The organism is Sphaerotilus sp. FB-3 (assembly GCF_023706025.1).
GTDB classification, from domain to species: domain Bacteria; phylum Pseudomonadota; class Gammaproteobacteria; order Burkholderiales; family Burkholderiaceae_C; genus Sphaerotilus; species Sphaerotilus sulfidivorans.
In genome coordinates this window covers 34,317-55,930 of the sequence record NZ_BQWE01000002.1, presented here as the reverse complement: position 1 = coordinate 55,930, position 21,614 = coordinate 34,317, and the positions used below count along the sequence as shown (strand labels likewise).

Annotated in this window: 23 protein-coding genes and 2 pseudogenes; 10 read left to right on the top strand and 15 right to left on the bottom strand. The window is 71.3% G+C overall.

Going from position 1 to position 21,614, the window contains the following annotated elements; genetic code table 11:
- Positions 1-200: 200 nt before the first annotated feature.
- Complete coding sequence (locus tag NFT33_RS00585) at positions 201-395, bottom strand: hypothetical protein (protein ID WP_251672547.1); 195 nt, start codon at positions 393-395, stop codon at positions 201-203.
- Positions 396-827: 432 nt separating this feature from the next.
- Here NFT33_RS00585 and NFT33_RS00580 point away from each other — a divergent pair, with 432 nt between their 5' ends.
- Together NFT33_RS00580 and NFT33_RS00575 are read left to right on the top strand one after the other, a co-directional pair.
- The gene (locus NFT33_RS00580) at positions 828-2,069 is read left to right on the top strand and encodes a tyrosine-type recombinase/integrase (protein WP_220786284.1); all 1,242 of its coding nucleotides are present in this window, start codon (positions 828-830) and stop codon (positions 2,067-2,069) included.
- 339 nt (positions 2,070-2,408) lie between these two features.
- Positions 2,409-3,086 (top strand): tyrosine-type recombinase/integrase, encoded by a 678-nt coding sequence (locus tag NFT33_RS00575; RefSeq protein WP_251672546.1) that lies wholly within the window; start codon positions 2,409-2,411, stop codon positions 3,084-3,086.
- On the opposite strand, the pseudogene NFT33_RS00570 reads toward NFT33_RS00575, so the two are convergent.
- A pseudogene (locus tag NFT33_RS00570) lies at positions 3,080-3,316 on the bottom strand (transposase); the annotation flags it as partial. The gene NFT33_RS00575 and the pseudogene NFT33_RS00570 overlap by 7 nt on opposite strands.
- Positions 3,317-3,465: 149 nt before the next feature.
- On the opposite strand from NFT33_RS00570, the gene NFT33_RS00565 reads away from it, so the two are divergent.
- Positions 3,466-4,581 carry a Fic family protein gene (locus NFT33_RS00565; protein ID WP_251672545.1) on the top strand — a complete coding sequence of 372 codons (1,116 nt, stop codon included), beginning with the start codon at positions 3,466-3,468 and terminating at the stop codon, positions 4,579-4,581.
- Between the two features lie 162 nt (positions 4,582-4,743).
- Here NFT33_RS00565 and NFT33_RS00560 read toward each other — a convergent pair whose 3' ends face one another.
- Positions 4,744-5,331, bottom strand: coding sequence for a hypothetical protein (locus NFT33_RS00560; RefSeq protein ID WP_251672544.1), 588 nt, complete (start codon positions 5,329-5,331; stop codon positions 4,744-4,746).
- Between the two features lie 159 nt (positions 5,332-5,490).
- Between NFT33_RS00560 and NFT33_RS19185 the strand changes: the two are divergent.
- The 3 genes and pseudogenes from NFT33_RS19185 to NFT33_RS00550 all read left to right on the top strand — a co-directional run.
- Positions 5,491-6,567, top strand: a pseudogene (locus tag NFT33_RS19185) (histidine kinase dimerization/phospho-acceptor domain-containing protein); the annotation flags it as partial.
- On the top strand, positions 6,545-6,772 hold the full coding sequence (locus NFT33_RS19290; RefSeq protein WP_376744108.1) for an ATP-binding protein: 228 nt from the start codon (positions 6,545-6,547) through the stop codon (positions 6,770-6,772). The pseudogene NFT33_RS19185 and the gene NFT33_RS19290, both read left to right, overlap by 23 nt.
- On the top strand, positions 6,769-7,476 hold the full coding sequence (locus NFT33_RS00550) for a response regulator transcription factor (protein ID WP_251672548.1): 708 nt from the start codon (positions 6,769-6,771) through the stop codon (positions 7,474-7,476). Before NFT33_RS19290 ends, NFT33_RS00550 begins: the two co-directional genes overlap by 4 nt.
- Positions 7,477-7,495: 19 nt before the next feature.
- Here the strand turns inward: NFT33_RS00550 and rpiA are convergent, their stop codons facing one another.
- Positions 7,496-8,158 (bottom strand): ribose-5-phosphate isomerase RpiA, encoded by a 663-nt coding sequence (gene rpiA / locus NFT33_RS00545; RefSeq protein ID WP_251672543.1) that lies wholly within the window; start codon positions 8,156-8,158, stop codon positions 7,496-7,498.
- A 57-nt stretch (positions 8,159-8,215) separates the two neighbouring features.
- Between rpiA and NFT33_RS00540 the strand changes: the two genes are divergently transcribed.
- Both NFT33_RS00540 and NFT33_RS00535 read left to right on the top strand, forming a co-directional pair.
- Entirely contained in the window at positions 8,216-9,256 is a 1,041-nt protein-coding gene (locus NFT33_RS00540; protein WP_251672542.1) for a quinone-dependent dihydroorotate dehydrogenase, read from the top strand.
- 41 nt (positions 9,257-9,297) lie between these two features.
- Entirely contained in the window at positions 9,298-9,636 is a 339-nt protein-coding gene (locus NFT33_RS00535) for a hypothetical protein (protein ID WP_149502687.1), read from the top strand.
- Between the two features lie 2 nt (positions 9,637-9,638).
- On the opposite strand, the gene NFT33_RS00530 is transcribed toward NFT33_RS00535, so the two are convergent.
- The 11 genes from NFT33_RS00530 to NFT33_RS00480 are packed head-to-tail and all read right to left on the bottom strand — an operon-like array spanning position 9,639 to position 20,458.
- Positions 9,639-10,745: an FAD-dependent oxidoreductase gene (locus NFT33_RS00530; protein WP_251672541.1), complete on the bottom strand. Its 1,107-nt coding sequence runs from the start codon at positions 10,743-10,745 to the stop codon at positions 9,639-9,641.
- Positions 10,742-11,491 (bottom strand): DUF3047 domain-containing protein, encoded by a 750-nt coding sequence (locus NFT33_RS00525; RefSeq protein ID WP_251672540.1) that lies wholly within the window; start codon positions 11,489-11,491, stop codon positions 10,742-10,744. Before NFT33_RS00525 ends, NFT33_RS00530 begins: the two co-directional genes overlap by 4 nt.
- Positions 11,488-13,665, bottom strand: a complete 2,178-nt coding sequence (locus NFT33_RS00520) for an FAD-dependent oxidoreductase (RefSeq protein WP_251672539.1) — start codon at positions 13,663-13,665, stop codon at positions 11,488-11,490. Before NFT33_RS00520 ends, NFT33_RS00525 begins: the two co-directional genes overlap by 4 nt.
- On the bottom strand, positions 13,665-14,285 hold the full coding sequence (locus tag NFT33_RS00515) for a CDP-alcohol phosphatidyltransferase family protein (protein ID WP_251672538.1): 621 nt from the start codon (positions 14,283-14,285) through the stop codon (positions 13,665-13,667). Before NFT33_RS00515 ends, NFT33_RS00520 begins: the two co-directional genes overlap by 1 nt.
- On the bottom strand, positions 14,278-14,937 hold the full coding sequence (locus NFT33_RS00510) for an ATP-binding cassette domain-containing protein (protein WP_251672537.1): 660 nt from the start codon (positions 14,935-14,937) through the stop codon (positions 14,278-14,280). The genes NFT33_RS00515 and NFT33_RS00510 overlap by 8 nt, the downstream gene beginning before the upstream one ends.
- Positions 14,934-16,661: an ABC transporter permease family protein gene (locus NFT33_RS00505; protein WP_251672536.1), complete on the bottom strand. Its 1,728-nt coding sequence runs from the start codon at positions 16,659-16,661 to the stop codon at positions 14,934-14,936. The genes NFT33_RS00510 and NFT33_RS00505 overlap by 4 nt, the downstream gene beginning before the upstream one ends.
- Entirely contained in the window at positions 16,658-17,887 is a 1,230-nt protein-coding gene (locus NFT33_RS00500; RefSeq protein ID WP_251672535.1) for an ABC transporter substrate-binding protein, read from the bottom strand. Before NFT33_RS00500 ends, NFT33_RS00505 begins: the two co-directional genes overlap by 4 nt.
- Before the next feature lie 38 nt (positions 17,888-17,925).
- The gene (locus NFT33_RS00495) at positions 17,926-18,417 is read right to left on the bottom strand and encodes a DoxX family protein (RefSeq protein WP_251672534.1); all 492 of its coding nucleotides are present in this window, start codon (positions 18,415-18,417) and stop codon (positions 17,926-17,928) included.
- 5 nt (positions 18,418-18,422) lie between these two features.
- Positions 18,423-19,268, bottom strand: coding sequence for an HvfC/BufC N-terminal domain-containing protein (locus NFT33_RS00490; RefSeq protein WP_251672533.1), 846 nt, complete (start codon positions 19,266-19,268; stop codon positions 18,423-18,425).
- The gene (locus tag NFT33_RS00485) at positions 19,265-20,167 is read right to left on the bottom strand and encodes an MbnB/TglH/ChrH family RiPP precursor modification enzyme (RefSeq protein ID WP_251672532.1); all 903 of its coding nucleotides are present in this window, start codon (positions 20,165-20,167) and stop codon (positions 19,265-19,267) included. Before NFT33_RS00485 ends, NFT33_RS00490 begins: the two co-directional genes overlap by 4 nt.
- A 9-nt stretch (positions 20,168-20,176) precedes the next feature.
- A complete protein-coding gene (locus NFT33_RS00480; protein ID WP_251672531.1) occupies positions 20,177-20,458 on the bottom strand; it encodes a BufA1 family periplasmic bufferin-type metallophore in 282 nt (93 codons plus the stop codon).
- A gap of 115 nt (positions 20,459-20,573) precedes the next feature.
- Here NFT33_RS00480 and NFT33_RS00475 point away from each other — a divergent pair, with 115 nt between their 5' ends.
- Together NFT33_RS00475 and NFT33_RS00470 are read left to right on the top strand one after the other, a co-directional pair.
- Positions 20,574-21,155, top strand: coding sequence for a sigma-70 family RNA polymerase sigma factor (locus NFT33_RS00475; protein WP_220786263.1), 582 nt, complete (start codon positions 20,574-20,576; stop codon positions 21,153-21,155).
- Positions 21,156-21,196: 41 nt separating this feature from the next.
- On the top strand, positions 21,197-21,418 hold the full coding sequence (locus NFT33_RS00470; RefSeq protein WP_251672530.1) for an anti-sigma factor family protein: 222 nt from the start codon (positions 21,197-21,199) through the stop codon (positions 21,416-21,418).
- The last annotated feature ends 196 nt before the right edge of the window (positions 21,419-21,614 follow it).

The following is a 21,614-nucleotide window of genomic DNA, read 5'->3' as shown; positions in this document are numbered from 1 at the left end:
CGGTGCCATGCAGGTTGTACCCGCTGCTGTGGCCACAGCGCCCTGTTCGATTCGGATGCATGCGCACCCATGCGAACGATTTTTAGCCTGTTGTGGCCACTGTGGCCGCTGTGGCCAGTGCAAAAGCATCCGGGAAGGCTTCACGGGGCGTTCTTCTGCTCGAGGTGCGGGCACTGCCGGCCGGACTAGCGCTGGGCTGGTCAAGGTCGAGGGCCTGCCTTCTGGCGCTGAAGGCCGGTGCCGCGGCGCTGCCGGTCGGCCTGGCCACGCCGCACCAGTGCGCCAGACCTCGAGGTGCTGCCGCTGTTCGCCGGGCCGCCGCTGGCGAGCGCCGAGCCGGTCGAGGTCGAGTGCCTGCCGGTCGGTGCCGCAGCGCTGCCGGTCAGCCTGGCCACGCCAGTGCGCCCGGCCTCGAGGTGCGCCACTGCTGGCCGGGTCGGTGCCGGGCTGGTCGAGGTCGAGGGCCTGCCCTGCTGGTGCAGGGTCAGTGGCCGTGTGCGGACCTTGCCGGTTACACGCTGGCCGGGAAGAACCAATCATGAAGAATCAGGTTCTTCAAACCATAAAAAACATTGCAAATCAATTACTTACGCGCTCAATAAGGTTGGCCCCGGCCCACCAAACCAGTGAATCACGATGATTCACGACCGCTCAAGCCCCCTAGTTAGGATCATTCCTCTAGGGGGCTTTTTTTCACGTTGGCGCACGTTGGCGCGTTGCAGCGCACGGCGAACCGGGGAACAATCCGGGGCACGAATCGGGACACCGGGGCAAACCGGGGCACATGTTCCCCGGTTCACCTACCGGGACACCCGAGGAACGCCCCCATGCTCACCGATGCCGATTGCAGAAACGCCACCTGCCCGCCGGGCCTGAAGCGCCGCCGCCTGACCGATGGGGGTGGGCTGTACCTGGAGGTGTCGCCCGCCGGCTCGAAGCGCTGGTTCTGGAAGTTCTACCCCGACGGCAAGGAATCCCGCTTGGCGCTGGGGGGCTACCCTGACGTTCCCCTGAAGGCGGCACGGCTCGCGCGGGACGATGCGCGCAAGACCCGGCAGGAAGGCATCAACCCCGTGCAGAAGCGCAAGGCGGACAAGCTCCTAGGGGCCGCCAGTGCTGCAACCACCTTCGAGGCTGTCGCCCGCGAGTTCCACGCCAGCAAGGCGCCCGGGTGGAGCGAGACGCACGCCGCCAAGTGGCTGCGCGGCATGGAGAAGGACGTATTCCCCCGGATCGGCTCACTTCCGCTGGCCACCATCACGGCACCGATCCTGCTGGACGTGCTGCATCGCGTGGAGGCCCGAGGCGCAGGCGAGACGGCGCGCAAGCTGTCGGAGGGCATGGGGCAGGTGTTCCGGCGCGGCATGGTCACGGGCAGGTGTGAGCGCAACCCCGCCGACGGGCTGGCCAGCGAGCTGCGCCCGGCCACGGTCACGCACATGGCTGCCGTTCTGGAGCCGGTGAAGGTCGGCGAGCTGCTACGCGCCATCGAAGGGTATGCAGGCCAGCCCGTGACCCGCGCCGCGCTGGCGCTGTCAGCTCTGCTGTTCCAGCGTCCGGGGAACATGCGGGCGATGGAGTGGAGCGAGATCGACACCGCCGCCGCCCTGTGGACGATCCCGGCCACGAAGATGAAGCGCACGGTGCACGGCAAGACCAACGGCCGCCCGCACCTGGTGCCCCTGTCGGCGCAGGCGCTGGCCATCCTGGACGAGCTGCGCCCGCTCACGGGTCACGGGCTGTACGTCTTCCCTTCCGTGCTGGCAGCGGATCGGCCGATGAGCGACAACACCACGCGGTCAGCGCTGCGGCGCATGGGCTACACGAATGAGGAGATGACGCCCCACGGCTTCCGGGCGATGGCCCGCACGCTCATGGCCGAACGCCTGCCCGGAATCTCCCCCGAGGTGATGGAAGCACAGCTTGCGCACGGCAAGGCCGGGCCGCTGGGCATGGCCTATGACCGAGCGGAGTTCATGGACCAGCGCCGCCAGATGATGCAGGCATGGGCGGACTATCTCGACCGGCTGCGCGCCGGGGCGCAGGTGATCCCGATCCGGGCCGCGTGAACCGGCGGTATGCTGCTGTCCGGGCACGGTAGTTTCCGAAGGAACGGTTGTTGTTGGCCAACAGGCCCGCGCATGATTCAGGTTCGAGTCCTGACGCCGTGCCCACCCGCTGCGCCTAGGCTGATCCCCGAACACCGGCTTCCCCGGCCCATTCAAAGTTCCGCGACGACTTTCAAGCGTTCGCGGAAGTACAGAAAAGCCCTAGAGAATCAACGCTCTAGGGCTTTTTCTTTGCCCGCTTGCGCCCGCATCCGTTCGCTACCAACCGCGCCCCGTCTGCGGCAACTTCTGCAGTAACCGCCCCCCGTGGGGTTCCTGCACCTGAGAGTTACTGCACCCATGCCGCGACACCTGCTGACGGACCTGCACCTGAAGAACATCAAGCCCGACGACACCCGCAAGCGCCTGAACGATGGGGACGGGCTGTTCCTGCTGCTGTCGGTCAAGGGCGGTGCGCATGCCTGGCGCTTCAGCTACACGATCAACGGGACACGGAAGACGCTGAGCCTGGGCACCTACCCGGACACCGGCCTGGCCCTGGCACGACGGAAGGCGGATGAGGCACGGGCGCAGGTCGCGGCGGGCACGGACCCGAGCGACGCACGCAAGGCAGCGAGGGCCGACAGGGAGAAGAAGAAGGCGGCACAGCAGCGGGAGGCGGCCGGCCTGCCGGCGCTCGGCAGTTTCGAGGATGTGGCCCGGGAGTGGCTGCAGGAAGTGCATAGCGTCAAGGTCAGCCCGGACCACGCCGAGCGCACCCGCATCCGCCTGGAACAGCACGTCTTCCCGTGGCTGGGGAAGATGGCCCTATCCGCCGAGTGGGCAGAGCTGGACCTTGACGGGGGCATGTGGACCATTCCGGGGCACCGGATGAAGCGCAACCTGCAGGGCAAGACCACGGGACCGGATCACCTGGTCCCCCTGTCGCGGCAGGCGGTGGAGCTGCTGCGCGAGCCCAACCTCAGACGGACTCATGCCACGGCGGCCACCGGCTCGGTCTGCGCCCGGCCGATCTGACCGAAGCGGTTGAGCAGGGCCAGCCTGAACAGGCCCTTGATGCTCAGGCAGAACTGGATCACCGCGTCCGAGAAGGTCCTCTGGCGACCGCGCTTGCCCGAGGGCGCAGCCAGCCACTGCATGTCCCGGTCCAGCCACAGCGTCAGCGCCCCTCGCGCCTTCAGCGCCGCGTTGTAGGCCTTCCAGTTCTTCGTGCGGTACGTCGTCCGTCGCTTCTTGGCTTTGCTCACGGGCTCAGTCTACAAGCAGCGACGGCGGGCTTTGTGCAACAGAGCCCCCTACCTGGGCAGCGTGGTCTGCGGTAATTAAGCGCCACATTCTCCGCACATTACGCGGAGAATGACTTGCGCTTGCGGCGAATTGGGCGTTTAATCTCCGCATGTATAGCGGAGAAAATCTCTACATCTGGCAGTCTGCGGACTGGCCGAACTGGCGCTACGACCTGTCTGCGCTGACCGGGCCACTGACCGAGGTCAGTCGCGCCCAAGGACTGCTGCTGGGCCGTCTGGCCGACGTGGGCATGACGCTGCGAGATCAGGCCAGTCTCGCAGCCTTGACCGAGGACGTGGTCAAAACCAGCGAGATCGAAGGCGAAGTGCTGAACGTGGAATCGGTGCGCTCGTCCATCGCTCGGCGTCTGGGCGTGGACATCGGCGCAGTGGCCCCGGTGGACCGGCACGTCGAGGGTGTGGTCGAGATGGTGCTTGATGCCACGTCGCGTGGTTCCGACCCGCTGACCGCCGAGCGCCTGTTTGGGTGGCACGCAGCGCTGTTCCCCACGGGGTACTCGGGCATGAACAAAATCGCCATCGGCCAGTGGCGCGATGATGCCGATGGGCCCATGCAAGTGATATCGGGTCCGGTGGGGCGACGCAAGGTTCACTTCCAGGCGCCGCCCGCCGACCTGTTGTCATTCGAGGTGGACCGGTTCCTGACATGGGCAAACGATCAGACCGACGTGCCTGAACTCCTCAAGGCAGGACTCGCGCATCTGTGGTTCGTGACGCTGCATCCATTCGACGACGGCAATGGGCGTATCGCCCGTGCCGTGGGCGACCTGTTCCTGGCCCGTGCCGACGGCAGTCCGCTACGTTTCTACAGCCTGTCGGCGCAGATCCAACGCGAGCGCAAGGACTACTACGACGTGCTGGAGCGCACGCAGAAGGGCACACTCGATGTCACCGGTTGGCTGTGGTGGTTCCTTGGCACGCTCGGGCGCGCCATCGCCAGCGCGCAAATCACATTGGATGCCGTACTGGTCAAGGCCCGCTTCTGGCAACGCTGGGCAGGCCTGCCCTTGAACGAGAGGCAGGTGAAGATGCTCAAGCGGCTACTGGACGGCTTCGACGGCAAGCTCACCAGCAGCAAGTGGGCGGCAATTACCAAGTGTTCGCCCGACACAGCATTGCGCGATATCACCCAGCTATTGGAACTCGATGTGCTCAAAAAAGCACCGGGTGGTGGCCGCAGTACCGGTTACGAGCTTGCAGACTGACTTGGCCAAATCATCGAATCCACGTCCTCAAGGCCAATGCGTTACTATCTGACACAGAAGGCGGACGCGGGTTCGGTTCCGTGTTCTGCCACCAGCTGCAAACGACAAGGGCCCGGACAAGCTCCGGGCCCTCTGTTCTTTGGCGCTCGAAGAAGCCCGAACTCAGTTCGCCGCGACGTGTTCCAGCGACGAGTGGTGCACGACGATGCGCAGACGACCCGCATCGTCCTTGACGAACTTCCAGGTCTTGTCGACGGTGGTGACCTTGCCGTCCTTGCCAGTGATGTGGACCTTGCCCATGGTGGTGGCGCTGTCGCCGGCGATGAAGACCGCGGCATTGACCGGCTCGCAGCGGGTCCAGCCCTTCAGCGCGAAGCCGGTGTCCTTCGGGAAAGCGGTGTCGCCGCCGACGAAGTAGGCCAGCGCACCCGCACGGGTGGTGCGGAAGGTCTGCGGATTGACCGTCAGCGTCGGCTTGAACAGCACCGCGCCCATCTGGTAGCCGTAGGCGGCGTCGATCACCTTCTCGGCCAGCGCCTTGGCGGCCGGCTGGCCGTCGCGGACATGGGTGGTGCTGATGTCGACCAGCGCCTGGCACCAGGCCTTCTGGGCCGAGAGCACCTCGGCTTCGGTGATGGCCTGGTTGACGACAAGCGCCTGGGCCCGGGCGGCCAGGGGCGCAGCGCCCAGGGTGAGAGCCGCCAGCGCGGCGATCAGGACGGAGTGGCGGGTCGTGTTCGTGGTGTTCATGGTCGGTTCCGGTTTCCAGCTTTCCGTGGCGTCACGGCAGTCCTCATTGGAGCGAGCGGCCTTGAACCTGCGGTGATCGCCGCATGAGATCGCGCTGACATCCGGATGAACCGCAGATGACAGGGCGCACGGCCGACATGCAGCGGAGACAATCGCCCGATGTTCCGTCGTCGCATCACCCTGGTCCTGGCCCTGTTCGCGCTGGTGATGGCGCTGGCTGCGCTGCTGGCCGCCGCCTCGCTGGCGGTCACCGAACGCCAGGTGCTGCGCGGGCGGGTGGCCAGCGACATCGCCACCGGCTTCATCCAGCTCTCGGCGCAGAAGCAGCGCCTGCGCACCTGGGTCGCGCAGATGCAGCAGGGGGCACATGCCGACAGCGGCGCGCGGGCCGAGCTGCTCGCGGCCATGCAGGGCACGCTGCAGCGGCTGAAGGTGCTGACGCAGCAGGCCATCGAGCTCGACGGCAGCGCCGAGGCCCGAGAGGAGCATCTGCGCAGGCGCGAGACGCTGGTGGTTCTGGAGCGCAGCGTGGCTGCCCTGGCGCAGGCCGTCGACCGGGTGCGTCCGCTGGAGCCCGGCGCCGATGCGCCGCAGGCCTGGGAGGCACTGTCCCGGGTGTTCGACATGCCCCAGGGCCATGACGTGCGACGGCTGATCGCCGAGAACATCGCCCGCGAGACCGCCGCCGTGCAGCGCGAGCGGGCGGCCGCCGACGCCACGCTGGCCTGGGTGCGCTGGCTGTGGCTGGGCGCTGCGGCGATTGTCTCGGTCAGCGCGATGGCCGCGGCCCTGCACTTCGGCCGTGCGCTGCATCGTCCGCTGCAGCAGCTCAGCGAAGGCGCCCGGGCGCTGCAGGCGGGCCGGCTCGGCCACCGCATCGCGCTGGCCGGCCAGGACGAGTTCGCCGAAGTGGCCGGCAGCGTCAATGCGCTGGCGGCCGAGCTCGAGCAGCACCGCGAGCGCGAATCGGCGCAGCGCCAGCGGCTCGAGGTGCAGGTCGACACCCGCACCCGCGAGCTGGCCGATGCCCTGGCCTCGCTGCACCAGGCCGACGCGCAGCGCCGCAGGCTCTTCGCCGACATCAGCCACGAGCTGCGCACGCCCACCACCGTCATTCGAGGCGAGGCGGAGATCACGCTGCGCGGACGAGACAAGCCCGCCAGCGAATACAAGGAGGCGCTGTCGCGCATCGTCAGCACCGCGCGCCAGCTCGGTGCGGTCATCGACGACCTGCTGGCGATGGCGCGCAGCGTTCGACCGCCATTTCCGCGGTGCGCTGGCGCGCAGGCACAGCCCCGACGGCAGCGGCCTGGGGCTGTCGATCGCGCGCTCGCTGGCGCGCGCTCATGGCGGACAGCTCGAGCTCCACAGCAACGCCGACGGCACCCGTGCGGTGCTGACGCTGCCCCGCCTTGCGGCCCTGCCCCAGGACATCGCATGAACATCCTGATCATCGAGGACGATCCGCGCATCGCCGACTTCCTGGGCCGCGGCCTGCGCGCCGAGGGCCACCGGGTCGAGCTGGCCAGCACCGGGCCTCAGGGCCTGGAGGCCGCCCGCCAGGCCGCGCGCGAGGTGGCCGCCGGCGGCGCGCCGGTGGTGCTGATCCTGGACCTGATGCTGCCGGGCATCGGCGGGCTGGAGATCTGCCAGACGCTGCGCGCGGAAGGCGCGGCGCTGCCGATCCTGATGCTGTCGGCGCTCGGGGCGGTCGAGGACCGGGTCGCCGGACTGCGGCTCGGCGCCGACGACTATCTGGCCAAGCCCTTCGACTTCGAGGAGCTGCTGGCGCGGCTGGAAGCGCTGGCGCGGCGCGGACGCGACTGGACGCCGGCGACGCCGAGCCGGCTGGTGGTGGCCGATCTGGTGTTCGACCGCGAACGCATGCAGGCCAGCCGCGCCGGTCAGCCTCTGGCGCTGACCGCGCGTGAACTGGCGCTGCTGGAGCTGATGATGAGCGCGCCGGGCCGGCTGTTCAGCAGCGAGCGCATCCTCTCCAATGTCTGGGGCGCCAGCGAGGATCCGCTGACGAATGTCGTCGACGTCTACATCCGCCGGCTGCGCGCCAAGATCGACGAGGGCCACGCCCGGCCGCTGATCCACACGGTGCGCGGCCTGGGCTACCGGCTGGAGGCGCCGGCCTGAGGCGAAGATCGAACGAAGGTCAGAACGTCAGCATGCGCACGCCCTCCGACGTGCCGAGCAGGCAGACACTGGCCTTGTTGCGGGCGAAGATGCCCACCGTGACCACGCCCGGCCACTGGCTGATGTCGGCCTCCATCGCGGCCGGGTCGGTGATCTTCAGGCCGCGCACGTCCAGGATGTGGCAGCCGTTGTCGGTGACGCAGCCGGCGCGCAGCGTCGCCTCGCCGCCGTACTGCGCCTTCAGGCGGCGCGCCACCTGAACGGCCGCCATCGGGATCACCTCGACCGGCAGCGGGAAGCGGCCCATCACCTCGACCAGCTTGCTCTCGTCGGCGATGCAGATGAAGCGCTCGGCCAGATCGGCGACGATCTTCTCGCGCGTCAGCGCCGCGCCGCCGCCCTTGATCATGTTGCCCCGGGGATCGACCTCGTCGGCGCCGTCGATGTAGACCGGCAGCGACTCGACCTCGCTGGCCTCCAGCACCGGAATGCCCAGCGCCTTCAGGCGCTCGGTCGACGCCACCGAGCTGGAAACGGCGCCGCGGATCCGGTCCTTGATCGCGGCCAGCGCGTCGATGAACTTGTTGACGGTCGAGCCGGTGCCGACACCGACGATGGCGCCCGCGGGCACGTACTGCACGGCCGCCTGGCCGACGAGGGTCTTGAGTTCGTCCTGGGTCATGGGAGGAATCTTCGGGAGAGTTCGGGGAGGGGTTGTGATCGGGGACAATTCACGATTATGGCCCTCGTCCCCTACGCACTCACCCGCCCCTTCCTGTTCGGCCTCGACCCGGAGGCGGCCCACGAACTGACGCTCGACGCGATCGCGCGCTTCCAGAACACGCCCTTGCAGTGCCTGTGGGCGCATTCGCGCGTCAGCGACCCGGTCAGCGTCGCCGGCCTGAAATTCGCGAACCGCATCGGCCTGGCCGCCGGGCTCGACAAGAACGGCCGCTGCATCGACGGCCTGGGCGCGATGGGCTTCGGCTTCATCGAGGTCGGCACCGTCACGCCGAAGGGCCAGCCCGGCAACCCCAAGCCGCGCATGTTCCGCCTGCCCGAGGCCGACGCGCTGATCAACCGCCTCGGCTTCAACAACGAGGGCCTCGACAGCTTCCTGGCCAACGTCAAGCGTGCAACGAGCTTTCGCCGCAATGGGGGCATCCTCGGCCTGAACATCGGCAAGAACGCGGTCACGCCGATCGAGAACGCGGTCGACGACTACCTGATCGCGCTCGACGGCGTCTATCCGCACGCCGACTATGTGACGGTCAACATCTCCAGCCCGAACACCAAGAACCTGCGCGCGCTGCAGAGCGACGAGGCGCTCGACGCGCTGCTGTCGCGGCTGCAGGCGCGCAAGCAGCAGCTCGCGCGCCAGCACGGCCGCAACGCGCCGATGTTCGTGAAGATCGCACCCGACCTGGACGAGGCGCAGGTCAAGGTCATCGCCGCGACGCTGAGGAACAACGGCATCGACGGCGTGATCGCCACCAACACCACCATCGGCCGCGACGCGGTCAAGGGCCTGAAGCATGCCGAGGAGACCGGTGGCCTGTCGGGCCGGCCGGTGTTCGAGGCCAGCAACCGGGTGATCGCGCAGCTGCGCGCCGAGCTGGGCGCGGGCTACCCGATCATCGGCGTCGGCGGCGTGCTGAGCGGCGCCGACGCACAGGCCAAGCTGCGCGCCGGCGCCGACCTGGTGCAGGTCTACACCGGCCTCATCTACCGCGGCCCCGCGCTGGCCGGCGAATGCGCCCGGGCGATGCGCAGCCGCTGAACACAGGGAACCGGCGCGCCCGGAATCGCTCCAATCCGACCATGAACACACCCTCCGAAGCCCTCGGCCGCCTGTTCCGCCTTGTCGTGCGACTGTTCCTGGTCGCCGCCGGGGCGGTGTTCTTCTTCAGCCTGCTGCTGGCCGGGGCGATCGCCGCGCTCGGCTTCACGCTCTGGAGCCTGCTGCGCGGACGCCGGCCGCTGGTGGCCGACATCTGGCGGGTGCAGCGCCAGATGCGCGAACGCGCCCAGGCTCGCGGCTTCGCCGGCGGCTGGTCGACACGCGCCTCCGGCCCGGCAGCCACCGCCCCCGAGGACATCGTCGAGGTCCAGGCGCGGGAAGTCGTTCCTGGTCAGGGTCGCATCGGTTCGCGGTCCTGAACTCAGCGCTGAGCGCAGGCGGGGGTGCCGTGGCGGCGCATGAAACCGCGGTCGATGCGGTCCTTCCAGCGCCAGATCCATGGGCCCTGCAGCGCCAGCGGCCCCCAGCTGGCGATCGCATCGCGGTCGCCGAGCGACAGCAGATTGAGCGTGTGCTGCGGCGGATGCCAGAGCGGCGCAGGGGCGCCGGCCAGCGCCGCACGCAGCCCCGCCGCCAAGGCGACGCCGGCTCGCACCGCGTAGACGCCGCTGTGCGGCAGCGGCCGCTCCAGCCGGCTGGCCACATCGCCCGCCGCAAAGACCTCCGGATGCGAGACGCTCTGCAGCGTCGGCCCGGTGGCCAGGCCACCATCCGGCGCCCGCTGCAGGCCGCAGCCGTCCAGCCAGGACGGCGCCACGCTGCCGGTGGCCAGCACCACCTCGTCCGCCGCGACCTCGGTCCGGTCGGCCAGCACCACCCCGTGCGGCCCGCCTGATACCGCGCGAGTCTCGATCAGCGTCACCGCGCGCACCGCCAGCGCCTGTCGTCCGAGCCGGCGCACGCGCTCGGGATAGTTCGCCAGCAGCCCTGAATTCCCGCTCACCAGCGTCACCCGCGCCGCCGGGCCGAGCCGGTGACGCCAGGCCAGCGCCAGCTCGAAGCCGGCCGCGCCGCCGCCGATCACCACCACCTGCTGCGGTGGCGCCTCGGCCAGCCGCTGGCGCGTGCGCGCCAGCCAGCCCTCGATCGGCCGCAGCGGCGCCACGCCCCAGCGGGCGGCGTCCTGCGCGGGACCGGTGTTGACCGAGAGCCAGTCGTAGCCGAGTGTGCCGCCGTCGTCGAGCCGCACCTGCCGCGCATCAGCGTCCAGCCCGACCGCCGCCGCCCGGCGCAGCATCACGCCCGCCGCCTGCGCCAGCGGCGCCAGCGCGATCACGCACTGCGCCTCGGTGTAGTGGCCCGCCAGCCAGCCCGGCAGCATGCCCGAATACACCTGCCGCGGCTGCGGCGTCACCAGCACCGCCTCGACGCCTGCAGGCCGCGCGCGCGCCAGCCACGCCAGCACCGCGAGCTGCGCATGTCCACCGCCGAGCAGCACCAGCCGGCGCCGCGCGCCGCGCCCGCTCATGGCGCAGCCAGCGGCCAGACCAGCGCATCGACATGGCCGAGGCTGGATGCGCCGGTGTTGTCCGCATCGCCCGACACCGCGACCGCCGTCACCGCCGGCACCACGCCGGCGGCCTCGTCGCCGAACAGGCGAAGGAAATCAGCAGCCGGCTCGCGCCGCTCCTGCTGCCAGACGCCCAGCGGATCGCCCGCGCCGCGCACGACGATCATGCGCAGCCGGCGGCTGTAGATGTTGTCGAGCACGGTGCCGACCGGCAGCGCCGGATCATGCACATAGCAGACGGTGGCTGCCGGCAGCGCCGCACCGTGGCCGCTGCGGGCGCGTGCCAGCCGCAGCACCTGCCGCTCGACGAAGGGCACCTGCGCCAGCGGCAGATCAAAGGAGACACAGACCTTCAGCGCCACATCGTCGCCGGTGCGGCGGCGCAGATCGGCCTGGGCATTGGGCCGGTCGAGCCGCCAGCGCCAGACCAGCACGCCGGCCGCAGGCCGGGGCGGCACCAGCGGATGCACCAGATGGCCGTAGCTGCCCGCCGCCTCGACCCGCAGCACCGCACGCCCGTCGAGCTGCACCGCCTCGTAGCGGGTGCGCGGCAGCGTCTGCTCCGGCAGCGTCTCCAGACGCCAGCCCGGATGCACCCGGCCGGCCTCCACCAGCGGCGCCAGCGATGCCGATGGGGCCGGCTGAGCCCGGACCGATGCAGCAGACCCGCAAGCCAGCAGCCCGATCAGAACGACCCGCCTCATGCCCGCTCCCCGCGCCGCCAGGCATGGTGACGCGCCAGCAGGCGCAGCACCCGCTCGGGCTTGTGCGCCTCCTTCCAGCGTCCGGCCACGCCCTTGGCCGCATCCGACCAGGACGGATACGGATGAACCGTGGCCAGGATGCGCCCCAGCCCGAGGCCGTGGCGCATCGCCAGCGTGAATTCCGCCAGCATCTCGCCCGCCTGCGCGCCCACGATGGTCACCCCGAGCAGACGATCGCGCCCCGGCTCGGTCAGCACCTCGATGTGGCCGACGATGTCGCGCTCGATCAGGGCACGGTCAAGATCTTCCAGAGGAAAGCGGGTCACCTCATGCGCGATGCCCCGGGCCAGCGCCTCGCGCCGGTTCAGGCCGACACGCGCGATCTGCGGATCCAGCCAGGTCACCGCCGGCATCACCCGGCCGTCGACCGGAAAGCGGCGCAGATGACCGAACAGCGCGTTGACCGCCGCACTCCAGGCCTGGTGGCCCGCGGCATGGGTGAACTGCCACGGGCCGGCGACATCGCCGCAGGCCAGGATGTTCGGATGCAGCGTTTCCAGGTACTCGTTGGTCTCGATGACGCGGCCGTGCGCGATGCCCAGCGCCTCCAGCCCGAGCCCGTCGAGCCGCGCGCTGCGCCCGACCGCGACCAGCAGGTGGTCGAAGGCCAGCGTGTCGCCTCCGGCCAGCTGCAGCATGCCGCCGGCCCCGCCCGGCACGTCCGGCACGACACGCAGCACCTGGGCGCCCAGCCGCAGCGTCACCCCCGAGCCGGTCAGCGCCTGCGCCGCGATCGCCGAGACCTCGTCATCCTCGCGGGCGAGCAGGCGCTCGCCCTGCTCGACCAGCGTGACGCCGCAGCCCAGCCGCGCCAGCGCCTGCGCCAGCTCGCAGCCGATCGGCCCGCCACCGAGCACCGCCAGCCGCTGCGGCGCCTCGCGCAGCCGCGTCCACAGCGTGTCGCTGGTCAGGAAGGCCAGATCGGCCAGGCCGGGCAGCGGCGGCACGGTCGGCGCCGCACCGCTGGCGATGATGACGGCGCGGGTGCTCAGCACCTCGGTCGAACCGTCGGGGGCCGTGATCTCGACATGCCAGGGATCGAGCAGCCGGGCACGGCCGGTGCGCACCTCCACGCCCAGCGCGGTGTAGCGCTCGATCGAGTCGTGCGGGGCCACCGAGGCCACCGCCTGCGCCACCCGCGCCATCACCGCGCCGAAATCCGTGCGCACCGGCGCGGCCACCAGCCCGAACTCGGCCGCGCGACCGACCTCATGCGCCAGTCGCGCAGCCCGGATCAGCGCCTTGCTCGGCACGCAGCCGGTGTTCAGGCAGTCGCCGCCCATGTGGTGCGCCTCGACCAGCGTCACCTTGGCGCGCACCGCCGCGGCGATGTAGCTGCTGACCAGCCCGGCAGCGCCGGCACCGATCACGATCAGGTTGCGGTCATGGCGGCGTGGACGGCGTGCACGCCACGGTGCCTGCAGCCTCGCCACCTTCAGCCGCGCCAGCGCTGCCCGTGCGATCCACGGAAACAGCGCCAGCAGCACGAAGGCCCCCAGCAGCGAGGGCGAGACGATGCCCGCCAGCGACTGCAGCCGTGCCAGCTCGGTGCCGGCGTTCACATAGACCAGCGTGCCCGGCAGCATGCCGATCTGGCTGACGACCGCATAGCGCCAGGCGGGCATGCGGGTGAGCCCCATCAGCAGGTTGACGACGAAGAAAGGCACCAGCGGCACCAGCCGCAGCGTGAACAGGTGAAAGGCGCCGTCGCGCTCGATGCCGCGCTGCAGCTCCTCCAGCCGCGGGCCGAAGCGCGCGGCCACCCGGTCGCGCAGCAGATGGCGCGAGACCAGCATCGCCAGCGTCGCCCCGGCGGTCGAGGCGAAGGACACGATCAGCAGGCCCCAGCCCAGCCCGAACAGCGCGCCGCCGGCCAGCGTCAGCACCACCGCGCCCGGCAGGGACAGCGCCGTCACCGCGACGTAGAGCACCGCATAGCCGGCAGTGACGGCCAGCGGCTGCGCCTGGCGCAGCGCCAGCAGGGATTCGCGCTGCGCCTGCAGCGTCTCCAGCCGCAGCCAGCGACCCAGATCGAAAGCCCAGGCCAGCGCCAGAAGCACCAGCAGCAGCAAGACCAGCCAAGTGCGGCTGCCCGGACGGTGGCGAAGCTTCATCACGGTGCTCCCGAGGATGGCAGAGCCCAGCCGGCGGCCAGGCGGGTGACGATCGTGATCAGGCAGAGTCCGGCAAAGCCCCAGGCCAGCACCGCGAAGGCGGACGGCCACAGGCACATCGCCGCGAAGCAGGCCAGCGTCTCGGTGCCCTCGGTCAGCCCGCCCAGATAGTGGAAGCCCTTGTGCGGATAGCGCGTGCTGCGCAGCCCGAGCCGCTCGGCCTGGATGGCATAGGCGAGAAAGGTCGACCCGGTGCCGATGAAGGCCGCCAGCAGCACCGCCGCCGCCAGCGCGTTGGCCGTCGGGTCACGCAGCGCGAAGGCCAGCGGCACGCTGGCGTAGAACAGGAAATCGAGCGCGATGTCCAGAAAGGCGCCGCGCGGCGTGGTGGCCGTGTGGCGTGCCACCGCCCCGTCGAGCCCGTCGGCCAGCCGCCCCAGCGCCATCAGCGCCAGCGCCATGCCGGCAGATCCGCCCGCGGCCAGCACCGCACTGCCCGCCAGCCCGACAGCCGCCCCGGCCAGCGTGACCGCATCGGCAGACACCCCGCGGCGCACCAGGGCCCGGGCCAGCCGGTCGACCGGACCGGCCAGCCGCGCCAGCATCCATCGGTCAAGCATCCTCATCCTCCTGGGGCTCGGGATCGGGCGCCGCCAGCGGCAACACCACGGCGCCAGGCGGAATGTCGGCCGGATCATGCGTGACCAGCACCGCCGGCAGCCGGTGATGCGCCACCGTCGCCCAGACCTGCGCGCGCATCGCCGCGCGACGTGTTGCATCCAGCCGCGAGAAGGGCTCGTCGAGCAGCAGCGCGCGCGGCCGTGCCAGCAGCGTGCGCAGCAGCGCCACCCGCTGACGCTGGCCGCCGGAGAGCTGGTGCGGCCAGGCCTGCTCGCGTCCGGCCAGGCCCGCCTCGGCCAGCGCGGCGCAGGCCTCGGCCTCGCGTGCCGCGCGGGCGCCGGTCGGCATCGCGAACAGCAGATTGCCCAGCACCGTCAGGTGATCGAACAGCAGATCGTCCTGGAACATCAGACCGAGCCGGCGGGCTTCGGGTGGCAGCGCATGCAGCGCGATGTCGCCGAGCCAGAGCCGGCCGTGCGCCTGCAGCGGCGGCGCGGCCAGCCCGGCCAGCGCCAGCAGCAGCGAGCTCTTGCCACAGCCGCTCGGCCCGGTCAGTGCCAGCACGCCTCCGGGCGGCACCTCCGCCTCGATCGGTCCGGCCAGCACCCGGCCCTGCAGGGTCAGCACGAGGCCGTCGATGCGCAGTGTCATGTGCGCTCCCCTGCTCCACCGCCGCCGCCACGGCCAACCCGGGCCGCCAGCGCAAAGGCCAGCAGGGGCAGCAGCGCCTGCAGCACCGCAAAGGCCGCCGCAGTGGCGCGCTGCCCGCCAGCAGCCAGCGTGACCGCCTCGGTGCTCACGGTGGTCAGCCGGCCCGCGCCCAGGAAAAGCGTCGGCAGGTACTGCGCGACGCTGACCGCGAATCCCACCGCCAGCGCCGCCGCCAGCGGTCGCGCCAGCATCGGCCGGCGCACCCGCCAGGCCACCGCGGCGCGCGACAGGCCCAGCGCCAGCGCCAGCTGCATCGGTCGCGGATCGGCCTGGCGCCAGGCAGGCATCAGGCCGACCGCCACATACGGCAGCGCCATCAGCGCATGGGCCGCCACCAGTGCAGCCGCATGCCCGTCCAGTTGCCATGCCAGCGCCAGCCGGTACAGCCCGGCGGACAGGAGCAGCGGCGGCATCAGCACCGGCAGCGCCAGCACCACCGCGGCCGACCGATCCCAGTGCGGCGGCGTGGCCGCCAGCCACAGCAGCACCAGCAGCACCGCCAGCAGCGCTGCAGCCAGCCCGACCGCCAGCGTCAGCCCCAGCGTCGGCAGCGCCTCGGCCACCTGGCGCCAAGGCTGCAGCGTCCAGCCGCTCGGCCACAGCACCGGAAAGCGCCAGACACCGGTCACCGAGGCCAGCACCAGCGCCATGCCCACCGCCATCCACAGCGCGCTCAGCGCTCCGGCCAGCATGCCGGCCACCGCCACGCCGCTCACCCTCGGTCGGTTCGGAAGCGGCGAAGGAGACGACCTGCCGATGCCGCGGGTCTGCCAGCGCCGGCGCATCGGCCGGGTGAGCCGCCGCACCAGCCCGGCGCCAGCCACGACCGCGCCCAGCACGCCGGCCAGCAGCACCGCCGCTGCCGCACCCTGCGCGTTGCGGGCAGGATCGGCATCCATCAGTGCCTGCCAGGCCAGCACCGCCAGGGTCGGAGGCGATCCCGGTCCCAGGATCAGCGCCATGTCGACCACCGTCAGCCCATAGGCCAGCACCGCGCCCACCGGCCAGAGCAGCGCACGCGACCAGGCCGGCCAGAGCGCACGCCACCAGACCTGCGATGCGCTCATCCCCAGGCTGCGTCCGAGCGCGATCTGCGCCCGCAGACGCGGCCCGACCTCCGGCCGGGCCAGCCAGGCGGCCAGCGTCCAGACCAGGAACGGCAGCTCCTTGAGCGCCAGCGCCAGGGTCAGGCTCCATGCGGCGGGATCGTTGACGCTGCGCCAGTCAGGCGGCGACGCCCAGCCCGCCAGCGGCGCCAGCAGCCGCGCGATCCAGCCGGACGGTGCCAGCAGCAGCGCCAGCCCGATCGCGAAGGCCGCATGCGGTGCCGCCAGCATCGCCGGCAGCCGCGCCAGCCAGCGCGCGCCGGCCGGTCGGTCCCACAGCGCAGTCAGCAGTCCGAGGGCCAGCACGGCGGACAGCGCGGTGCTGCCGAGCGCCGACATCAGACTCAGCCGCAGCGCCGGCCCGGTCTGCACATCGTCGCGCAGCGCCTGCCAGGCTGCGACCGAGGCCGCCTCCTGCAGCGCCAGGCCGAGCGCGCCCCCCAGCGGCATCAGCACGCCTGCGACGACCAGCCCGCGGGCCGCCTGCTGCGCCAGCCTCCAGCGCCACGGCAAGGCGGCCGGCGACAGCACAGGCAGCACCGCCGCGCCCGTCCTCACCGGCCGTAGCGCTGCAGCCACGCCTGCTCGATCGGCTCGACCCAGGAGCCATGCGGCTCGGGCAGCACCGGCGCCTCGCGACGCACCGCGCCCGGCACCGCGCCGGCGGCCGGAAACAGCGCCCGCTCGGCCGGCGCGAGCCGATCGAGCGCCAGCACCGTCGGGTCACCCCAGTGACGGATGTCGGCCTTGCGCGCCTGCGCCAGCGGCGACAGGAAGAAGTCCGCCACCACCTGCGCACCGGCCCGGGCCGGCGCATTGAACGGGATGGCGACGAAATGGGTGTTGCCGACCGTCCCGCCGGCATGCTGGTAGCTGACGATGGTATCGGGCAAGGTGCCCGCAGCGATGTCGCCGGCCGCGTCATTCGGATTGAAGGTCAGGCTGATCCACAGCTCGCCATCGCCGAGCATCTGGCGCATCACCGCCGCGCTGGCCGGAAACTGGCGCCCCTGGCGCCACAGATGCGGATGCAGCGCGTCCAGCGCCGCCCACAGCGGCGCGGTGATGCGGGCAAAGTCCTCCGCCCGCCGGGGGCGCGCCAGCACGGCCCGATCAACCGGCGACAGGCTCTCCAGCAGCACCTGCTTGACGAAGGTCGTGCCATGGAAGGCCGGCGGACGCGGGTAGGTGAAGCGGCCGGGATTCGCCCGCGCCCAGGCGATCAGCGCGGCCAGGTCGGCCGGAGGCTGCGCAACGCGCCGGCTCTCGGCCTGGAAGGTGAGCTGCGCCATGCCCCAGGGCGCCTCCAGCCCCTCGGTCGGCTCGGCGAAGTCCAGCCGCACGGTCGGCTTGCCCTGCACGTCGACCGCCGCAAAGCCTGGCAGCGACTCCGCCCACGGGCCGAAGAGCAGGCCCTCGCGCTTCATCGTCAGGAAGTTCTCGCCGTTGATCCAGACCAGATCGACCGAGCCCTCGGCGCGGCCGGCTGCCTTCTCGGCGCGCACGCGGCGCACCACCTCGGCCGCATCGGTGATGCGCACATGCTGCAGCGTGACGCCGTGACGGCGCTGCAGCTCGCCTGCGGCCCACTGGATCCAGGCGTTGATGCGGTCGCTGCCCGCCCAGGCATTGAAGCGCACCGTCTGACCGCGCGCCTCGGCCTGCAGGCGGGCCCAGGCCGCCGGGTCCGGCGGGGGCGCGGTGCGGCCGGACAGCGGCCAAGTCAGCGTGGCGACGGCCGCAGCGCCCAGCAGACGGCGGCGGGAGGGGATCGGAGTGAGCATGGCAGTCGTGGCAGTCGTGGCAGTCATGGCCCGAGCCATCATGCCAGCGCAGCACGCCGACCGGCTGGGTCCGATGCACCGGAATTCAGCCAGCCATCCACCGACCAGCGCCCCGGCCCCCACAGCACCAGCCCGGCCAGCAGGCTGCCCCAGAACACATGCAGCATGAAGGCGGGCTCGGGCATGTCCGGCACGCTCAGCACCGCCATCACATTCACCACCGACAGCCCCAGCGCCGCCACCCGTCCGCCCAGCCCGAGCACCAGCAGCACCGGCAGCAGCACCTCGCCGGCGGTGCCCAGCACCGCGGCGACCGCAGGCGACAGCAGCGGCACCTGGTATTCCTCGGTGAACAGCAGCAGTGTGGTCTCCCAGTCGCGCAGCTTGGTCAGGCCAGCCAGAAAGAACACCTGCGCGACAAACAGCCGCGCGGCGAGCTGCGCCAGCGGCTGCAGCGCCTCGGCCAGCGTGACGAAGGCGGCGTGGGCACGCCGCAGCGGTGCGGGCAGCAGGGCATCGGGTCGGATCATCTCGGTCACTCCGGAAGTTCAGAAACAGGCAAACGCAAGTCAAGCCGCAGCACCAGGCCGTCGGCCACCGCCGGCGCCAGCCAGGCGGCGAAATCGAAGGTGTCGCCCGCACGCTCCAGCGCCTCGGCCAGCGGCCGGGCCGCGAGCAAGGCGGACCGCACGAAAGCGGCCACCGCCGGCGTGACGACCGCCACCCGCACCGCCCAGCCCTGGCGCCAGACGATCACCGTCTCGCCACGGCCTTCGGCCAGCGCCGCACGGGCCGCGGCAAAGGCATCAGGCCGGTCGCGCACCGCCGGCTCATGGTGCGCGCGCCAGATCGATCCCGCCGGCTGACGCCCCTCCAGCAGCGCCAGCCCGGGTGCGGCGCGCAGCACCAGCTGCTGCGCGTCGGTGTCGGCCAGGCGCAGCAGCGTGTCGGGCCGGGGCGCATCGGCGTCGGCCGCCGCTGCGGCCTGCGCCACCGCGTCATCCAGCCGGGCGACTTCGGCCAGATACGGCAGATCGGCCAGCCGCTCGTCATCGGCCAGCGCCACCGGCAGCCGCTCGCCCCAGCACGCCAGATCGGCGCAGGACGGCGGCGCCTCGCGCCAGTGGCGCGCCGCGACCTGCGCGAAGGTGTCCTCGCCGAGCAGCGTCTGCACCGTCGGGTAGCGCGCCGCCAAAGCCCGTGCGGCATGCTCGTCCGCATTGGCGGCATAGGCGAGCAGCCCGCGTGCGGCATTCGCGCGCGCCAGCGGCCGCAGCCAGCCGGCCACACCGCGCACATCGCGCCGGCGCAGCGCGTCCATCAGCAGCTGCTGGCGCAGCTGCTCGCGGCGGATCGCCTCGCTGTCCGTCAGCGGGTTCATGCCAGCACCTCGCTCATCGCGGCCTGCGCACGCGCCGCCTCGTCGAGCAGCACATCCAGCGCCGGCAGGTCGGTGTCCCATTCGATCAGCGTCGGCACCGCGCCGAAGCGCCGCACCGCATGGCGATAGACCGGCCAGACCGGCGCATGCACGCGGCTGCCATGATCGTCGACGACCAGGCCGTCGTCGGCCACCGTGTAGCCGGCCAGGTGGATCTCGCCGACCGCACCGGCCGGGGCGGCGGCGGCCAGGCGGTCGATCCAGGCACAGGCCCGGCGGCCGGCCTCGGCGTCGACGGCTGCGGCCGGCGTGCCTGCCGGCTGCGCGTTCAGCGCGTTGACCACCAGATTGTTGACATCGAGCAGCAGGCCGCAGCCGCTGCGCCGCGCGAGTTCGGCGAGAAAGTCGGCCTCGGCCATCGTGTCGTCGGCCCAGGCCAGGCTGGCGCTCAGGTTCTCGACCAGCAGCGGCCGGCCGAGCCGCTCCTGCACCCGCTGCACATTGGCGACCATCACCGCCAGCGATCCCGGCGTGAAGGCCACCGGCAGCAGGTCCGCCCCATGCCAGACCGGCCGGCCGCGTCCCGGATCGACCCGGGCGAAGCTGGCGTGATCCGACACCCGCACCGGCTCGACTGCCGCCACCAGCGCGGCCAGGCGCTCCAGATGCTCGGCATCCAGCCCGGTGGCGCTGCCCAGCGACAGACCGACGCCGTGCAGGCTGACCGCATGGTCGGCGCGCAGGCCCAGCAGCGCGGCGCGCGCCGCGCCCCCCTCGGCGAAGAAGTTCTCGCTGTGGACTTCAAGAAAGCCGATCTCTGGCCGGCGGGCCCGCACCTCGGCAAGGTGCGGGGCGCGCAGGCCGATGCCCGCGGCGGGAGGCGATGCGCTGCGCGTCATGGGGCTGGCTTACTTCTTCATCGCCATCGCGGCACGGGCCTCGTCGGCCGTCATGCCCTTGAGGTCCTTGCAGCTGCCCTTGGCGACGTACTTCCACTCGTCGGGCGCGTTGTCGACCTTGCTCTGGCCGGCGCAGGAGTGCGTGCCGGAGAGGTTGCCGCAGTCGTTCTGGCCGGCCTTGGCGATGCCATAGCACTTCTCCTTGGACTGCGCCGCGGCAGGCGCGACCAGGCCGGCGGCCATCACGGAGGCCAGGGCGGACGACAGGATCAGGCGGGTGGTGGTGCTCATGAAGACTCCTCGAAAAGATGCGCGGAAGGGTGAAACGTCGGGATCGACCCTGCTCTGTCGCGCCAGAGGCTGCGGTCCTTACACTGCGCGCATCTTTTTTCCGGTGCCCTCTTCGATGAGCGATTTCACGAGCGACTTCGCCACCCGGGTCCAGGCCCTGCGCCCCGAGCTGCTGCGCTATGCCCGCCACCAGCTGCGCCAGGACAGCTGGGCGGAGGATGCGGTGTCCGAGACGGTGCTGGCGGCACTGGAGCGGCCGCAGGCCTTCCAGGGCGGCTCGCAGCTCAAGACCTGGCTGGTGGGCATCCTCAAGCACAAGGTCATCGACCAGATCCGCCGCCACCGCCGCGAGTTCGCCCTGCCCTCGCGCGACGATGCGGACGAATCGCAGGATCTCGACGAGCTGCTCTTCCACCCGGACGGCCACTGGCGCGAGATGCCCGCCGACTGGGGTCAGCCCGGCCCGGCGCTGCAGCAGCGCCAGTTCCTGACGGTGCTCGACGCCTGCATCGAGCGCCTGCCCGGCCAGCAGGGCCGGATCTTCCTGATGCGCGAGTGGCTGGAGCTCGACACCGAAGAAATCTGCAAGGAAACCGGCGTCAGCGCGACCAATCTGTTCGTGCTGCTGCACCGCGCGCGGCTGCGGCTGCGCGAATGCCTGCAGATCCACTGGTTCGCGCCAGCGGCCGGGCGCTGAGCGCCGCCGCATCACTCACTCTCCCTCCCGACGGACACCCCATGCGCAAGATGCCGCTGCTGCCCGACTGCAAGGAAACCACCCGCCTGGTGCTCGAGGGCGAGGACCGCCAGCTCCGGCTGCTCGAGCGCGCCGGGGTGCGGCTGCACTGGCGGATGTGCGCCGGCTGCGCCCGCTTCGGCCGCCAGGTCGAGCTGATGCGAGAGGCCATGGGAAGCTGGCGCCGCCATGCGGAGCCTCGGGAGAACGAGTCGGGCGAATGAGGCCGCAGCGCCGCAAGAAGCCCCCTGTTCACCCCTCTTTTGTGCAAGACGGCACAGCCGTGACGCGGCGCAATCACGGCACCACCCGGCCGGTGCGGATGTGATCCGCCACGAATCCCGATGGATCGCACCCCGCCCCGAGATGGCCGCTCAAGTTGCCCGCGATGCTGTCCGACATCCTCCACATGCCCGCCCG

What these genes read in the sequence shown, in the direction of transcription:
- NFT33_RS00525 (WP_251672540.1), bottom strand. Translation starts at nt 11,491, where the DNA reads ATGAGGCGGGTCGTTCTGATCGGGCTGCTGGCTTGCGGGTCTGCTGCA.
- NFT33_RS00560 (WP_251672544.1), bottom strand. Translation starts at nt 5,331, where the DNA reads ATGAACACCACGAACACGACCCGCCACTCCGTCCTGATCGCCGCGCTG.
- NFT33_RS00515 (WP_251672538.1), bottom strand. Translation starts at nt 14,285, where the DNA reads ATGCTTGACCGATGGATGCTGGCGCGGCTGGCCGGTCCGGTCGACCGG.
- NFT33_RS00475 (WP_220786263.1), top strand. Translation starts at nt 20,574, where the DNA reads ATGAGCGATTTCACGAGCGACTTCGCCACCCGGGTCCAGGCCCTGCGC.
- NFT33_RS00480 (WP_251672531.1), bottom strand. Translation starts at nt 20,458, where the DNA reads ATGAGCACCACCACCCGCCTGATCCTGTCGTCCGCCCTGGCCTCCGTG.
- NFT33_RS00485 (WP_251672532.1), bottom strand. Translation starts at nt 20,167, where the DNA reads ATGACGCGCAGCGCATCGCCTCCCGCCGCGGGCATCGGCCTGCGCGCC.
- NFT33_RS00520 (WP_251672539.1), bottom strand. Translation starts at nt 13,665, where the DNA reads ATGAAGCTTCGCCACCGTCCGGGCAGCCGCACTTGGCTGGTCTTGCTG.
- NFT33_RS00470 (WP_251672530.1), top strand. Translation starts at nt 21,197, where the DNA reads ATGCGCAAGATGCCGCTGCTGCCCGACTGCAAGGAAACCACCCGCCTG.
- NFT33_RS00535 (WP_149502687.1), top strand. Translation starts at nt 9,298, where the DNA reads ATGAACACACCCTCCGAAGCCCTCGGCCGCCTGTTCCGCCTTGTCGTG.
- NFT33_RS00575 (WP_251672546.1), top strand. Translation starts at nt 2,409, where the DNA reads ATGCCGCGACACCTGCTGACGGACCTGCACCTGAAGAACATCAAGCCC.
- NFT33_RS00550 (WP_251672548.1), top strand. Translation starts at nt 6,769, where the DNA reads ATGAACATCCTGATCATCGAGGACGATCCGCGCATCGCCGACTTCCTG.
- NFT33_RS00540 (WP_251672542.1), top strand. Translation starts at nt 8,216, where the DNA reads ATGGCCCTCGTCCCCTACGCACTCACCCGCCCCTTCCTGTTCGGCCTC.
- NFT33_RS00510 (WP_251672537.1), bottom strand. Translation starts at nt 14,937, where the DNA reads ATGACACTGCGCATCGACGGCCTCGTGCTGACCCTGCAGGGCCGGGTG.
- NFT33_RS00490 (WP_251672533.1), bottom strand. Translation starts at nt 19,268, where the DNA reads ATGAACCCGCTGACGGACAGCGAGGCGATCCGCCGCGAGCAGCTGCGC.
- NFT33_RS00565 (WP_251672545.1), top strand. Translation starts at nt 3,466, where the DNA reads ATGTATAGCGGAGAAAATCTCTACATCTGGCAGTCTGCGGACTGGCCG.
- NFT33_RS00500 (WP_251672535.1), bottom strand. Translation starts at nt 17,887, where the DNA reads ATGCTCACTCCGATCCCCTCCCGCCGCCGTCTGCTGGGCGCTGCGGCC.
- NFT33_RS00580 (WP_220786284.1), top strand. Translation starts at nt 828, where the DNA reads ATGCTCACCGATGCCGATTGCAGAAACGCCACCTGCCCGCCGGGCCTG.
- NFT33_RS00495 (WP_251672534.1), bottom strand. Translation starts at nt 18,417, where the DNA reads ATGATCCGACCCGATGCCCTGCTGCCCGCACCGCTGCGGCGTGCCCAC.
- NFT33_RS00530 (WP_251672541.1), bottom strand. Translation starts at nt 10,745, where the DNA reads ATGAGCGGGCGCGGCGCGCGGCGCCGGCTGGTGCTGCTCGGCGGTGGA.
- rpiA (WP_251672543.1), bottom strand. Translation starts at nt 8,158, where the DNA reads ATGACCCAGGACGAACTCAAGACCCTCGTCGGCCAGGCGGCCGTGCAG.